Origin of the sequence: Chryseobacterium camelliae (assembly GCF_002770595.1) — a bacterium.
In the GTDB taxonomy this organism is placed as follows: Bacteria; Bacteroidota; Bacteroidia; order Flavobacteriales; family Weeksellaceae; genus Chryseobacterium; species Chryseobacterium camelliae.
In genome coordinates this window covers 1,156,615-1,171,410 of record NZ_CP022986.1, presented here as the reverse complement: position 1 = coordinate 1,171,410, position 14,796 = coordinate 1,156,615, and the positions used below count along the sequence as shown (strand labels likewise).

General features: G+C 44.4%; 16 protein-coding genes. 14 read left to right on the top strand and 2 right to left on the bottom strand.

Annotated features, from left to right (window positions below; translation table 11 throughout):
• Positions 1-113 precede the first annotated feature (113 nt).
• The gene (locus tag CGB83_RS05270) at positions 114-2,546 is read left to right on the top strand and encodes an alpha-ketoacid dehydrogenase subunit alpha/beta (protein ID WP_100074865.1); all 2,433 of its coding nucleotides are present in this window, start codon (positions 114-116) and stop codon (positions 2,544-2,546) included.
• 89 nt (positions 2,547-2,635) lie between these two features.
• Here the strand turns inward: CGB83_RS05270 and CGB83_RS05265 are convergent, their stop codons facing one another.
• Positions 2,636-3,019 (bottom strand): winged helix-turn-helix transcriptional regulator, encoded by a 384-nt coding sequence (locus tag CGB83_RS05265; RefSeq protein WP_100074864.1) that lies wholly within the window; start codon positions 3,017-3,019, stop codon positions 2,636-2,638.
• A gap of 174 nt (positions 3,020-3,193) precedes the next feature.
• Between CGB83_RS05265 and CGB83_RS05260 the strand changes: the two genes are divergently transcribed.
• Positions 3,194-4,255 (top strand): NADH:flavin oxidoreductase, encoded by a 1,062-nt coding sequence (locus tag CGB83_RS05260; RefSeq protein WP_100074863.1) that lies wholly within the window; start codon positions 3,194-3,196, stop codon positions 4,253-4,255.
• A gap of 102 nt (positions 4,256-4,357) precedes the next feature.
• Here the strand turns inward: CGB83_RS05260 and CGB83_RS05255 are convergent, their stop codons facing one another.
• The gene (locus CGB83_RS05255) at positions 4,358-5,563 is read right to left on the bottom strand and encodes a C1 family peptidase (protein WP_100074862.1); all 1,206 of its coding nucleotides are present in this window, start codon (positions 5,561-5,563) and stop codon (positions 4,358-4,360) included.
• A gap of 207 nt (positions 5,564-5,770) precedes the next feature.
• Here CGB83_RS05255 and CGB83_RS05250 point away from each other — a divergent pair, with 207 nt between their 5' ends.
• From CGB83_RS05250 to CGB83_RS05195, 12 genes are all read left to right on the top strand, one after another.
• Positions 5,771-6,286: an RNA polymerase sigma factor gene (locus tag CGB83_RS05250; protein ID WP_100074861.1), complete on the top strand. Its 516-nt coding sequence runs from the start codon at positions 5,771-5,773 to the stop codon at positions 6,284-6,286.
• Positions 6,287-6,298: 12 nt separating this feature from the next.
• Positions 6,299-7,339 (top strand): hypothetical protein, encoded by a 1,041-nt coding sequence (locus CGB83_RS05245; protein WP_100074860.1) that lies wholly within the window; start codon positions 6,299-6,301, stop codon positions 7,337-7,339.
• 105 nt (positions 7,340-7,444) lie between these two features.
• Positions 7,445-9,379: a vWA domain-containing protein gene (locus CGB83_RS05240; protein ID WP_100074859.1), complete on the top strand. Its 1,935-nt coding sequence runs from the start codon at positions 7,445-7,447 to the stop codon at positions 9,377-9,379.
• A 140-nt stretch (positions 9,380-9,519) separates the two neighbouring features.
• Positions 9,520-10,278: a hypothetical protein gene (locus CGB83_RS05235; protein WP_100074858.1), complete on the top strand. Its 759-nt coding sequence runs from the start codon at positions 9,520-9,522 to the stop codon at positions 10,276-10,278.
• A gap of 2 nt (positions 10,279-10,280) precedes the next feature.
• Entirely contained in the window at positions 10,281-10,694 is a 414-nt protein-coding gene (locus tag CGB83_RS05230) for a TlpA family protein disulfide reductase (protein WP_100074857.1), read from the top strand.
• 152 nt (positions 10,695-10,846) lie between these two features.
• Positions 10,847-11,350, top strand: a complete 504-nt coding sequence (locus tag CGB83_RS05225; RefSeq protein ID WP_100077503.1) for a GbsR/MarR family transcriptional regulator — start codon at positions 10,847-10,849, stop codon at positions 11,348-11,350.
• 68 nt (positions 11,351-11,418) lie between these two features.
• A complete protein-coding gene (locus tag CGB83_RS05220) occupies positions 11,419-11,763 on the top strand; it encodes a hypothetical protein (protein ID WP_100074856.1) in 345 nt (114 codons plus the stop codon).
• A gap of 6 nt (positions 11,764-11,769) precedes the next feature.
• The gene (locus CGB83_RS05215; protein ID WP_100077502.1) at positions 11,770-12,150 is read left to right on the top strand and encodes a hypothetical protein; all 381 of its coding nucleotides are present in this window, start codon (positions 11,770-11,772) and stop codon (positions 12,148-12,150) included.
• A gap of 130 nt (positions 12,151-12,280) precedes the next feature.
• Positions 12,281-12,700, top strand: a complete 420-nt coding sequence (locus CGB83_RS05210) for a hypothetical protein (protein WP_100074855.1) — start codon at positions 12,281-12,283, stop codon at positions 12,698-12,700.
• 5 nt (positions 12,701-12,705) lie between these two features.
• A complete protein-coding gene (locus CGB83_RS05205; RefSeq protein ID WP_100074854.1) occupies positions 12,706-13,158 on the top strand; it encodes an SRPBCC family protein in 453 nt (150 codons plus the stop codon).
• Between the two features lie 117 nt (positions 13,159-13,275).
• On the top strand, positions 13,276-13,590 hold the full coding sequence (locus CGB83_RS05200; RefSeq protein WP_100074853.1) for a DUF2071 domain-containing protein: 315 nt from the start codon (positions 13,276-13,278) through the stop codon (positions 13,588-13,590).
• Between the two features lie 128 nt (positions 13,591-13,718).
• Positions 13,719-14,636: a TIGR01777 family oxidoreductase gene (locus CGB83_RS05195; protein WP_228420119.1), complete on the top strand. Its 918-nt coding sequence runs from the start codon at positions 13,719-13,721 to the stop codon at positions 14,634-14,636.
• The last annotated feature ends 160 nt before the right edge of the window (positions 14,637-14,796 follow it).

Sequence of the window (14,796 nt, the reverse complement as noted above, 5' to 3'; positions counted from 1 at the left end):
GCACAATTTTCCTTATTATCAAATTTTTAAAAAAGATTATTAAAAATTAAAATTAATTTAAAAAGTGTATATTAGCAAAATACTTCAGGAACGTAAAAATTTTATATTGGGCTATGCAGACAACCTATATTGAAACACAGCAGATTTCTTTTCAGGACTTTAAAAATCAGATACTTGAAGACTATAAATTGGGAAGGATTTCCCGTGAAATGTCATATCTGGGAAGAAGGGAAGTGCTGACAGGGAAAGCTAAATTCGGAATTTTCGGGGATGGTAAAGAGCTTCCCCAGCTGGCAATGGCAAAAGTATTCAGAAACGGGGATTTCCGTTCCGGATATTACCGGGATCAGACCTTTGCATTGGCTGTAGATGCTTTAACGGTAGAAAGCTTCTTTGCACAATTGTATGCAGATACAAGCGTGGAAAGAGAACCCGCTTCTGCCGGAAGACAGATGAACGGGCATTTTGCTACCCGGAGCCTTAATGAGGACGGCAGCTGGAAAGACCTGACGGCCCAAAAAAATATCTCATCAGATATTTCACCTACAGCCGGGCAGATGCCGAGATTACTGGGATTGGCACAGGCTTCCAAAATATATAAAAGCGTAACTTTTGAAGGTTCGGAAAAATTTTCAAACGGTGGTAATGAAGTGGCTTTCGGGACCATTGGTGATGCTTCCACTGCGGAAGGCCATTTCTGGGAAACCCTGAATGCAGCGTGTGCACTTCAGGTGCCGATGATCGTATCGATCTGGGATGACGGGTACGGGATTTCCGTTCCTACCATGAAGCAGAGGGCAAAAGCGGATATCGCTGAGATGCTGAGCGGTTTCCAGAGAAAAGAAGGCGAATTCCAGGGTTGTGAGATCATCCAGGTAAAAGCCTGGGATTATCCGGCACTGCTGGATGCCTACGCAAGGGCAGAACAGTTTGCCAGGATGGAAAGCGTTCCGGTAGTGGTGCACGTGATTGAAGTTACCCAGCCTCAGGGACATTCTACCTCAGGATCCCACGAACGATATAAAAATGAAGAAAGGCTGGCCTGGGAAGCCTCGTTTGACGGTTTGGTAAAATTCAGGGAATGGATTTCCAACTATTCCATTGAAATCGACGGCAAAGAAGAGATCATCGCTTCTGCTGAAGAGCTGGATGCGATTGATGAAGAGGCCAAAAAGATGGTAAAAGCAGGTCAGAAAGCCGCCTGGGAAAACTACCAGAATGCTATCCGGGAGCTGACGCAGGCTGTATTGCCTTTAGTGGAAAACCTTAAAACACAGAATACGGAGATCGAAGGCTATGTCAGCCAGTTCAGCAAACTGGTATCCAAAGCTAAGAAAGACGTATTCCATCTGGCGAGAAAGGCTTTGCTGGCAACCAGGGGAACCAATTCTGCAGAGAGAAATCAGCTGATGCAGAAATACTACGAAGTATTCGAAACAGAAAAAGACAATTATTCTTCCCATTTATACTCCCAGTCTGAGTGGAAGGCCACGAATGTTAAAGAGGTTAAGCCCGTGTATTCGGACAGCTCTGAAGACGTTGACGGCAGGGTAGTGGTAAGAAACAACTTCGATAAAATTTTTGAAAAATATCCTCAAACCCTTGTCTTCGGGGAAGATGCCGGAAACATCGGTGACGTAAACCAGGGACTGGAAGGAATGCAGGAAAAATACGGTGAACTGCGTGTTGCCGATACCGGAATCCGCGAGGCAACCATCCTCGGACAGGGAATCGGAATGGCAATGAGAGGTTTAAGGCCGATTGCAGAAATCCAGTATTTAGATTATATCCTTTATTGCCTGCAGGGAATGAGCGATGACCTGGCTACCGTTCAGTACAGGACGAAAGGGGGCCAGAAAGCACCGTTGATCATCAGGACCAGGGGACACCGCCTGGAAGGCATCTGGCATTCCGGATCTCCGATGGCCGGAATATTAAACCTTTCCAAAGGAATTTTAGTGCTGGTACCGAGGAACCTGACCAAAGCTGCCGGGTTCTACAATACCATGCTTCAGGCTGATGAGCCGGCAGTAATTGTTGAATGCCTGAACGGTTACCGTTTGAAAGAAAAGCAACCGGATAATATAGGGGAATTCACTGTTCCGGTGGGTCAGATTGAAGTAACTAAAGAAGGAAGCGATGTTACTCTGGTAACGTATGGCTCTACCTGGAGAATCGTTATGGAAGCAGCTAAAGAACTTGAAAAACTTGGTATTTCTGCAGAAGTAATCGATGTTCAGTCATTGATTCCTTTCGACTTATCCCATGAGACTGCTGAAAGCGTGAAGAAAACCAACCGATTGGTGGTTATTGATGAAGATGTGGAAGGCGGAACTTCAGCATTCATCCTGCAACAGATCCTGGAGAAACAAAAAGCTTTCCGATATCTGGATTCCGATCCGTTAACGATCGCTGCCAACGACCACAGGCCGGCGTATGCAAGTGACGGAGATTATTTCAGCAAGCCATCGGCAGATGATATGGTAGAAAGGATCTACGCCATGTTTAATGAAACCAATCCTCAGAAATATCCTGCGATATTTTAAGGAAAATTAGATAAATTTTGAACCGCTTTCTATGGGAAGCGGTTTTTTTTGAAATAAGAGCTAGGTAATTTAAAGCCAGGATATTTATGCTAAAGCATACTTGTCACCTCCGGACTGTTCAAAACATTACAGCTCTTACCATCATCTTTTCCTTTAACCTGGTATTTCTGCTCCCATTCTTCCAGCAGGTACAGGATCGGCAGCAGGGCAAGCCCTTTCTCCGTTAAAGAATATTCCACTCTAGGTGGCAGCTCTTTGAATTCCTCCCGGATCACCAGTCCGTCGGCTTCCATTTCCCGGAGCTGGTCGGTGAGCACCTTTCGTGAAATCACCTGGATCCGTACCGCAAGCTCTCCGAAACGTAATTTCCGGTCTTTGATCACCAGCACGATAATCGGTTTCCATTTGCTGCCTAATGCCGACATGGCTTTGCCTAAAGGGCAGCTGTATTCCATTAATTCATTCTTTTTCATAGGAAAGGGCTTTTGAGTTGGCCGGGCAAACAATCATGTGCATATCTTCACCGTTACTTCAATGTTACTATCATCGGTTACTGCAAAGTTACCAGTTTTTTTGATATATGAGATACAAATAAGAACTATTATTAGTTACTTTGTGTAACAATTACAAAACAGAGCGTATTACCAATGAGTACAGAATCATTATTCAAACCTTTTCATTATAAAAATTTATCCCTTGAAAACAGGATCGTTATGGCTCCTATGACCAGGGCACAGTCAGATAACGGTGTTCCGACACAGCAGATCGCCGACTACTATTCCAGAAGGGCTACCGCAGGCGTAGGCCTGATCATTTCAGAAGGGACGGTCATCAACAGGCCGGCTTCAAAGAATATGCAGAATATCCCTGATTTTTACGGAACCGAAGCGCTGGATGGATGGCAGAATGTCATTGATTCCGTTCATGCCAACGGTGGTAAAATGGGCCCGCAGATCTGGCATGTGGGCGATACGAGAAGTTCAGATGATTACCCGTCAGTACCGATGGAAAAAGCATCGGATATGACGTTGGAAGACATCCGGGATACCATTGCACAATTTGCAGTTTCAGCCAAGTCTGCGAAGGACCTCGGCTTCGACTGCCTGGAAATCCATGGAGCACACGGATACCTGATTGACCAGTTTTTCTGGGAGGTAACCAATACCAGGACCGACGAATACGGAGGGAAAACTTTAAAAGAAAGAAGCCGCTTTGCCGTAGACATCGTAAAAGCAATCCGGGCTGCGGTAGGAGAGGACTTTACCATTATTATCCGGTTGTCCCAATGGAAACAGCAGGATTATTCCGTAAAGCTGGCTCAGACTCCTGAAGAAATGGAAGAGTGGCTGCTGCCACTGAAAGAAGCCGGTGTAGATATCTTCCACTGTTCACAACGCCGCTTCTGGGAAGCTGAATTTGAAGGTTCCGACCTGAATTTCGCAGGCTGGGCTAAAAAGATTACCGGACAGCCGACCATTACCGTGGGCTCGGTAGGACTGGAAGGAGATTTCATGGCTGCATTTGCCGGCGAAGGTACCGGTACCACTGATCTGTCTGAACTGACCCGCAGGCTGGAAAGAGGCGACTTTGACCTGGTAGCCGTGGGAAGAGCTTTATTACAGGATCCGGAATGGGTGCAGAAGGTGAAAGAAGGCAGAATGGAAGAACTGTCGGATTTTTCACCGGCAAGCATGTCAACTTTATATTAGCATAATTTACCTATCTATTCATTTTATTGAAAATCCCCGCTTACGGTTACGTAGCGGGGATTTTACAGTTAAATATATTAAAATGGTACTGAATGTTCAGGATTACAGACCGATGCCGGTATTAGGCTTCAGCTGTTTCAGGATATTTTTCGGAATTGCATTTTTGTGGACAAGGATAGCAGTTGATTTATATTCCACATACGGTTTGGTCACATAGATATAGCCTTTGAAATCATTGGTTACCCCCCAGGAATTTTTAACCATATAATATTCCTTTCCGGTCTGGTCTTTTGCAAGGCCAACGATATGCATTCCGTGGTCATCGGTAGTGGAAAGGTCGTTAAGGGCTTTCTGGCGCATGTCTTCCGTAATGGTTTTGTCTGCTTTAGGCTCTGTGAACAGTTCCTTTTTCATTTCCGGGGTCATCGTTTGGTCCAGGTTGACATCCGGAACGTAGGCAACGCCGTTTTTATAAGAGAAATACGGTTCGGAAACATCGGTTGCCCAGCCTACGGAATATCCTTTTTTAACGGCATTGTCTACAATAGCCGTCAGGTCTTTCATCGGCACGTTCCAGTCGGAATCGTGGCTCCAGTTATCCGGGATCGGCACTACGAATTTCTGGAAATATGGGTAATCCTTATAAGATGATAATTCAACATAATCTTCAGGGTTGATGCCTACCACTTCCTTCGCAAAGGTTTTTGGGGTATAGGATTTTCCTTCGTATGTAAAATTAGCAGGGACTTTTCCCAGGTATTCATCCAGTACAGCATCTACGGAGGACATCCAGTTGTCGGTAAGCCTGCCTTTTTGTGAAGCCTGAACGAGGCTGTCCAGGACCGGCTTCAGTTTTGACTGCATCTCCGAGAAATTGTTGGTGGTCTGCCCGGCTTTCAGTCCGCTATACGCTTCCTGAGGTACGGCACCGTATTTTTTATACATATTGATGACATCGTGCAGTTCCCCGCCGTCGCCCCAGTTGATGGCTCCGCTGTTCAGGACGTACAATTTTGCTTTGTCGTGGTAAGAATTCCTTGCCGTAAATATTTCTGCCAGGTCCACCGGCTTTTTGCCCATACGCTGCATTTCAGATTCCAGGAACGAATTCCCGGAATAGCTCCAGCACGTTCCCGACGAACCTTGGTTCTTCACCGACGTGGCCCCTACATCCTTAAGGGTGGTAAACTGGAAATTGGCATTCTGGGATTGGTTGCTTTTCAGCTTGTTGATCAGGTCATCCTGCGCAAACATCATACTTCCTGCAGACAAAACAAAAAGTAATGAGATAAATTTAGTGTTTTTCATTACTGTAAAAATTATATTATGAATAGTCGTTCGTATCTGAGATTCGTTACAGCCGGTAAAGTTAAATGTGTTCAGGTTGGATTTAAATGCCCATCCTCAATATGAGAGGCCCGGATGTTGTTTTTTTTCGTTATTTTGAAAAAAAGTCAGCCATGTTTCCAACCTTTCTGAAACTACCTGCATCTATAGTAGTATAAGCCCCGATGTATGGATAAAGAACTCCTGATGGAATGCCGGCGCAACAGCCGGAATGCGCAGCGGCAGGTCTATGAAAAACTTGCAGGAAAACTGTATGCAGTCTGCAGGCGGTATCTTAAAAGCGATGAAGATATCGAAGAAGTCCTTGCCGATACGTTTTTTAAAATATTCACGAAAATGAACCAGCTTCAGGATCTGGAAACCTTTGAGGCCTGGGCAAAAAAAATTACGGTGAACGAATGCTTACAGAAACTCAGGGCCAATAAAAAGCTCCATGTTTCCCTGGAAGACAACCTTATGATTGCTGACGAATCTTATGAAGAAGCCTCTTTTGAGAAAGACATCCTCGGACTGTTGCATTTCCTTCCCGAAGGGTGCAGGGCCATCTTCAACCTTTTTGCGATCGAGGGCTATCCCCATAAAGAAATTGCCGCCATGCTCTCCATCAGCGAAGGGACTTCCAAATCACAGCTGAATTTTGCCAGGAAAAAATTGCAGGAACTTTTAACCAGCAGGAACATTTAAACTTTTACAACAATGGACAACCAAAACGATATCGATACTGCATTCAGTGAAGCTTCCAAAGCTTCCGGGGAACCAGTCACTTTTCCGGGTTTTGAAAAAGTCTGGGACAAAGTGGACAGGCAGCTGGATCAGCACCTGCATCCGGCACCTAAAAAAGTGCCGTCATGGATTCCGTACGGGATTGCAGCAAGCATAATCATCGGAAGCGGGATCTTTTTCCTGACCGGTGAAAACCAGGCAGATAATCAGCAGGCAAAAACGGTAGTGGCTCAAACCCCATCTCAGCCTTCAAAAATCGAAGTACCAGGCTCCCAAAATAGCCTGCCGGCAGATGTTGAGGTTCCGGCAGCGGTCCGGGAAAAAAATACGGGCAGGGCTTCCGGAAATACAATAACCAGGGATGGGATCGTTCCATCGCCTCTTTCAGGACCGGTGGTACAAAACGAAGCTGGATATACATCTGCTGAATCGGCTGTACAGCTTGAGAATAATGACCATAAGTTCCGGCAATCTATGGCTGTAAATGAGAAAGATCAGCAAGCGTATGAAAAAGAGCGCACGGCAGGTGACGAAGCTGTGGGGCAGAAGATGAAAGCTAAAGTTGCGACCTCCGGTTTTAATAATCTTTCAGGTTCAGAACATGGAATTTCCCGTAAAGCTTCCCTTGCAGATGCTGCGCCTTCTTCATCAGAAAGCATCACGCAAGACCCGGATAAGCCGGCTTTCGTACAGATCTTATCTCCCGGCATCAGCATCAGGGTAGCTCCGGCTGCGCAGGGGGGTACGCTTACCATTCAGGGTTCAGATCCTGCATTTTCAGCGGAAGACTGCCTGTATGTCATTGATGATGAAACGGCCGGAATCGAAAGGTTCAGGACACTAAATGCCGGAAATATCAGATCCGTTACCGTTCTTACAGGTAAGAAAGCCATATCGATGTATGGTAAAAAAGCTTCGCGCGGAATAGTCATCACGGAAACCAAAAAATTCTTCTCCGGAGCAGTACAAAAGGTCAGGAAAGCATTGAAAAAAGATTCTTCGGAAAACAGATAAGACTTCTTTCAGCCTAACCCAATCATTGCTTCAGAATAAGCTTTCCCTGGCGGAGAGCAGGATATCCTTTGCCCATATTTAACCCCATAATTAAACCTAACTACAATGAAAAAAATCTGTATAACCCTTGCCGTACTGGCCTTTATGATCAGCTGCAAAACAAAAACAACTCCTTCAACAGACGGTAAACCAGTTCTGAGCCTCCGGAAGGATCACGACCAGGATGGTGTCCCGAATAAAGACGACCAGTGCCCGGAACAGCCCGGCCCTCCGGAAAACAACGGCTGCCCATGGCCGGATACCGATGGTGACGGAATCATTGATAAGGACGATGCATGCCCTGCTGTTGCCGGTCCGCCTGAGAATAACGGTTGTCCGTGGCCCGATACTGATGGCGACGGTATCCTGGATAAAGATGATGCCTGTCCGACTGTTCCCGGAATGCCGGAATACAATGGCTGCCCTAAGCCCAAGATGGTAACGGCTTCTGAGATATCAGTTAATGAGTCAGCCGTTATGGGATATGCACGCGGGCTGAAGATCAGTGCCTCACCCAATAAGGCTTATATTAAAAAGACGGCCGTAAAACAGAAAGGAAAAAATCCGGTCAGAATCCAGCCGGAGGTCAATGATGAAGAATACAATAGATGGGTAGAGAATCCGTTTGAGCTCACGATAAACCAGCCGCTGTCCACTTTTTCCATTGATGTGGACAATGCTTCCTATTCCAATATCCGGAGGATGATCAATTACGGATCTCCTGTAGATAGGGATGCGGTAAGGATTGAAGAAATGATCAATTATTTTAAATATGATTATCCCCAGCCTGAAGGAAAAGCTCCTTTTTCCATCAGTACTGAATACAGCGATGCACCATGGAACCCAGGCAGCAAACTGCTGAAAATCGGGCTTCAGGGTAAAAAAGTACCGCTTGATAACCTTCCGGCTTCCAATATTACGTTCCTCATCGACGTTTCCGGTTCCATGAGTGATGAGAATAAGCTTCCGTTGCTGAAATCCTCTTTCAGGGTTTTGCTCGACCAGCTCAGGCCTCAGGATAAGGTAGGCATCGTGGTATATGCCGGAAGTGCCGGCGTTGTGCTTCCCCCGACTTCTGCAAAAGACAAGGAAACCATCCTAATGGCGTTGGACAAGCTTCAGGCCGGCGGAAGTACAGCCGGCGGCGAAGGCATAGAACTGGCATATAAGCTGGCCGGGGAAAACTTCATCAAAGGCGGGAACAACAGGGTAGTACTGGCTACGGACGGAGATTTCAACGTAGGCGTTTCCACAGAAAAGGGTCTTGAACAACTCATCGAAGGAAAAAGAAAGACAGGGATTTTCCTGACCTGCCTCGGTTTCGGAATGGGGAATTACAAGGACAACCGCCTGGAAACCCTTGCTGACAAAGGCAACGGGAATTATGCCTACATCGATAACCTTCAGGAAGCCAATAAATTCCTCGGAAAAGAGTTTGCCGGAAGCATGTATGCGATAGCCAAAGATGTGAAGATCCAGATCGAGTTCAATCCTAAATTCGTCAAATCCTACCGGCTGATCGGGTATGAAAACCGGAAGCTGAGGAACGAAGACTTTACCAATGATGCTATTGATGCCGGCGAACTGGGAAGCGGGCATACGATAACTGCCCTTTATGAGGTAATTCCGGCCGATGCCCATTCGGAATTCCTTCCTAAAGAAAACACGCTGAAGTATTCGGCACCTCCGAAAAAACTGAACTTCGGCAATGAACTGGCCACCATCAAATTCCGATACAAAAAGCCGGAAGGTGACCAGAGCAGCGAAATCGTGAAGGTGGTGAAGAATGTGCCGGTAACCATAGAACAGTCGGGTCCCGATTTCAGGTTCGCCTCTGCCGTAGCATGGTTCGGGCTGATCCTCAGGGATTCTCAGCTGATTAAAGAGAAAGACCTCAAAGCGGTCGGGGCATTGGCCCGGGAAGGTAAAAACAGAGATGATGAAGGCTACAGATCGGAATTGATAAGACTTGTAGATGCGTACAGGGGAATTCAGAAGTAGTGGTTGAGCTGCCTCCGGAAGGAGGCAGCTTTTTTACGCCTAAGGAATTGTATTCGTTTCATCATCAGGAAATCTGAATTTCACATTTTTATCCGCCGGGAAGCAAATTTGTGTATTTTTAGGTGCAGTAAAAATAGATCATGAAAAACTTCTGTTATCCATTCAGGCTCACACTATTGTTATTCGTAGTAATAAGCACAGAGATTAGTGCCGGTACCCCTGAAAATGAGCTGAATATCTTCAGGAAACTTTCAGGAAAACTACAATCCGTAAAAACAATTGCCTATCATTATACAAGAGAATTTACGTATCCTGCGGAGGATTATCACAGCAAATCGGAAGGTGAAATGTATGTAGATTTCAGCAAAGATAATGACCTTGCAGGATTCCGGTATCAGTATAGAGATGAAACAGGGCTTTCTGTATTTAACAATACCGAGCTTTTCGAAACATCTGAAGAAGACAGGACTATTCACATTAAAAATAAAGTTGTGCTTGCAGATTTTGAAGGTCTGTCCGCACTGTACAACTCAATCATTACGATCAGGAATATTTTGCCGGCTGTTATCAGTGACCAAAGCATGGTAAAGCAGGTTAAGGATACTTTGATCGGTAAGAAACAGTACTATCTTTTGAATTTCCAAACCCAGGACCGGTATCCGGATTACCTTGGGAAAAGATTTAAGCTAACCACAGAAAAGATAACGTTTTACCATAAAATAATCATTGACAGGAAAAGTTTTCTGCCGGTAAGCTATATCCAGCTTAAAAGAGGAAGCAGGGATGTTAACCGGACAGACTTTTCTCATATGGTTCTTAATCCCGCAGAGCCTAAAGAAAACAGCTGGTATTACTCAACATATCTGAAAGAATATAAGGAAAAAAAAAAGAATCGGTAAAACTGATTGATACGGGGCAGGTCGCTCCTGATTTCACCTTGGTACACAATGAGACCGGAGAAAAAGTGAGTTTACAGCAGTTCCGGGGGCATCCTGTTTTGCTTGAATTCTGGATCAGGAACTGCAGTTACTGTATTAAAGCCGTTCCTGAACTCAATACATTGAATACCCGCTACGGAGTTTCAGGCTTAAAGGTGCTGGCCATCAATACGACGGACAGCCAACAGGCTATCCATCAGTTTGTGGACAGGCATAAAGTCAGCTATGATACTTTGAATGGTGATGCATCGGTTAATAAAAACTACGGGGTTTCCGCGTTCCCGCAAATCATTCTTATTGATAAACAAGGCGTCATATTGTATTCCGGGGATCTGAATATCTCCGTTCTGGATGCAATGATCGGTAAAAGTTTATAGCCGCCCGGACTGTTTAAGGAAATAAAAAAAAGCATAATTTATTTTCAAAAATTATTGAAAGTTCAAAAAATATAATTATATTTGTAACAGGAATTGAAGCTGATACCGGCCTTGGAATGGCTGGATTAACGTTCAAAAAGAAAAAGAAGACAATGAAACTTTCAGAAGCCAAAGAAAAATATATTCAGACCTGGGGAACCTTTGCGACCAACTGGGGGATCAACCGGACGATGGCTCAGGTGCATGCCCTTCTGATATCTTCAGTAAAGCCGCTTTCTACCGATGAGGTAATGGAGCAGCTGGAAATTTCAAGGGGAAATGCCAATATGAACCTGCGGGCCCTCATGGACTGGGGAATCGTACGCAAGGAATTTGTAAAAGGCGACCGGAAAGAGTATTTTGTGGCAGAGAAAGACATCTGGTTCCTGTTCAAGCAGATTACCAAAGAACGTAGGAAAAGGGAAATAGAACCGGTGATCGGTTTCCTTGAAGAGCTGAAGAATATCGATGACAAAGATTCCGATGAAGCTAAAGAGTTTATCCGGCTGATGGAGGATTTCAGCTCCGTAACCGGAAAGATCAACAACATCATGGATCTGGCCATCAAGAGCGACGACCACTGGTTGGTAGGTAAAATTACCAACCTGTTGAAATAGAAAGGATATCGATCCTTTTTTATTTCATTTTAATTTTCAAAAATTATTGAAAGTATAATATTTATAAGATGTTCAATATTGTCTCATACGTCATATTCCTTGCGGTGAGCTCATACATCACGGTGGATGTGGGAAGAAGATGTTACCATGCCGGAACCTATTACCTGAACTATCTGATCCATGATCCGGAACTTTGCCTAACCATCAACAGGATCCTGTTGGGTTGCTATTACCTGATCAATCTCGGGTATATTGCCATCAGCCTGACTGCCTGGACACCGATAGCTTCTGCGGAACAGCTGCTTTCCGTGACGGCGGTACGCATCGGGAATATGGTGCTCATCCTCTGTGTCCTGCATTATATCAACCTGTTTGCCCTGTATTTTTTAAGAAAAAAAATAATCCTAAAATAAATGATCATGACAGCAACCATCTTAACCCCCGCAACGTACAACTTTTCAGCGTACATGATTTACCTTCCGGTAGTGCTCATCCTTACCGTTACCGTATCCCAGTTTCTTTTTAAAAACTCCAAAACATTCATGATGGATATTTTCCACCAGAAGCAGGACATTGCAATGGCGACCAATTCCCTGTTTAAAATCGGCTTTTACCTTCTGAATATCGGCTTTGCGCTCTGCATCATCGAACTGTACCGTATTGAAACCGTAGAAAGCCTGGTGGTCAGCCTGAGCGAAAAGATCGGCAAGTTTTCCATTTACCTCGGCATCATGATGTTCCTGAACCTTCTGTTATTCCTCAAAGGCCGCAGACATGCTTCCCATAAAACCAATCCGTAAAAATGAAAAATATACTTTTTAAAATCTGGATGTACGTTACATTCAAACTTCAGAACGAAAGAACCCGCGGGGATTTCCTGAATTTTTAAATCCCTGCCGGTATTAAAACCAATCTTAGAAACATTGTGCTATGAAAAATTTTATTGTTTTGGATTTCAATATCCAGTTGTACCTTATCCTGACTTTTATTATTATTCTCGTCATAGATATCGCCGTATTGCATTCAGCCGCATCGGTTATGGTGTATTTTGTGATAGCCCTGGCACACATCATAAGTTCTACCAAAAGATGTTTTAACAAAGAATATGTTCAATCCAATGCATTCAAAATCTATCACAGGATCAGCATGGCTTTTATGCTGCTGTTCCTGATCCTCATCGTTGCCTGCGTTTTAAAACTCCAGGATTCAATAGTCGGTTTTATGTATGGTATGTTTGCGTTTGGCATCTTCGGTACACCGGTGCTTGCCATCGCTTATTACCTGATCTGCTATCGGGATTACCGGAATGTAAAAGAAAATGAAATGTTGAAACATAATCATAATCATTAAAAGCGATGCCTGTCGTTACCCTCAAAACAAAGATCAATGCTGATATCCATACCGTATTTGAGCTGGCAAGGAATATTGATGTCCATCGCAGCTCAATGTCGGATACGGAAGAAATAGCTATCGCCGGACGGACATCAGGATTGATTGAAACCGGTGAGACAGTTACCTGGAAAGCACGGCATCTGGGCATACAGCAGACACTCACTTCAAAAATCATCAGTATGAAAAGGCCCTATGAATTCACCGATATCATGATCCAGGGCGCTTTCCGGTCCATGCACCATCAACATATATTCAGGACTGAAGGAAAAGCAACCGTGATGACGGATATTTTTGAATTTGAATCCCCTTTCGGAATCATCGGCAAGGCATTCAATGCACTTTATCTGACCCGTTATCTGAAAAATCTTCTGGAGGACAGGAACCGCTATCTGAAGCAATGTGCCGAAAGCACGTGACAAACCCTGAAAATTATTATAGATTATAGATTAATGTTAAAGCACTATAAATTTATACATTAAACATTATACATTATACATTATACATTAATACGTAAATACATTAATACACAAAATATGAATTTCCTCAAAAGCTGGCATTCTATGGAAGTGATTGCTGAAAACAGGGCACTACCAATGGACTCAGACTCGGAGTTTGAATTTATTACCGAACATTATTACGGCTTTACCAAAATGAAAAACAGGACTTCGGAATATGAGGTCTGCCATCCGAAGTGGGACTGGTACCCGGTGAAAGACCATCAACTGGACCTCGATTTCCAGAAGATGTACGGAACTGACTTTGCCTGCCTCGGCCAGCAACAGCCTATCTCCGTCATGCTCGCAGAAGGTTCGGCGGTGGAAGTGAAAGTCAAAAAATATGTCGCCTAGCGGATCCGGCTTGATTAATCATGGGTCAGTAATGAATAGATCTCTAATAAGATCAACAACATTGATCCATTCTTTACCTTTGATCTAAATCCATCAATTGAACCTACCGATACATTAATACATTGTACATGAATACAATACAACACATCATGAAAATCATCATTGCCGGCGGAACAGGATTCCTTGGAGACCGCCTGAAAAAGTTTTTTACATCAAGAGGACATCGCGTATTCATTCTGACCCGTCAGCCTGGACAGGAACATGAAATCTATTGGGATGCCCGCACCCTGGGAGACTGGAAAGACTATCTTGAGGGAGCGGATGTGCTGATCAACCTTACCGGGAAGTCCGTCGACTGCCGGTACACCGAAAAGAACAGACAGGAGATTTATACTTCAAGGATTGACAGTACAAGGGTTTTACAACAGGCTGTCGACCAATGCGCCCATCCCCCCAAAATATGGCTGAATGCCAGTTCGGCAACGATTTATGACCATTCGGAACAGCATCTGAATACAGAAGCCAACGGCATCATCGGGGATGATTTTTCAATGAACATCTGCAAAAGCTGGGAAGCTGAATTTTTCAGGGCAGAAAACTCGGAAATCCGGAAAGTGGCTTTACGGACTTCCATTGTGATGGGCAACAGCGGAGGCGCATTTCCGAAACTGAAAGCCGTTACGAAACTTTTCCTTGGCGGAAGGCAAGGCAGTGGCAGACAAAAAGTGAGTTGGATCCACATCGGTGATTTCTGCAGGGCTTTGGAATGGATCATTGATCATGCAGAAATCTCAGGAGTGATCAATGTTACTGCACCACAGCCGCTGACCAATGCGGAAATGATGAATAAGCTCAGGAAGCGGATGAAGATGCCATTCGGACTTAATGCTGCGGTATGGCAACTGAAAATCGCTTCTTTCTTTCTACGGACTGAAACCGAACTTCTGCTGAAAAGCCGGAATGTCTATCCTGAAAAACTGTTGCACAGCGGGTTCAGTTTTGCTTATCCGGATATGGAGGCTGCTCTGAAGGACCTGATTAAATAAATCTATTGAAAAGATCCACTGATTATTCGAATCCTTTAAACCTTTCAAAAGAAGCATTAAATAATAATAACCAATTACATTCTTCCATATAATGTAAGCTTCCAAATTCTTCCAACATATTCCAATCCCTACAGTTGTGAGATTATCGCAGGATGATTAC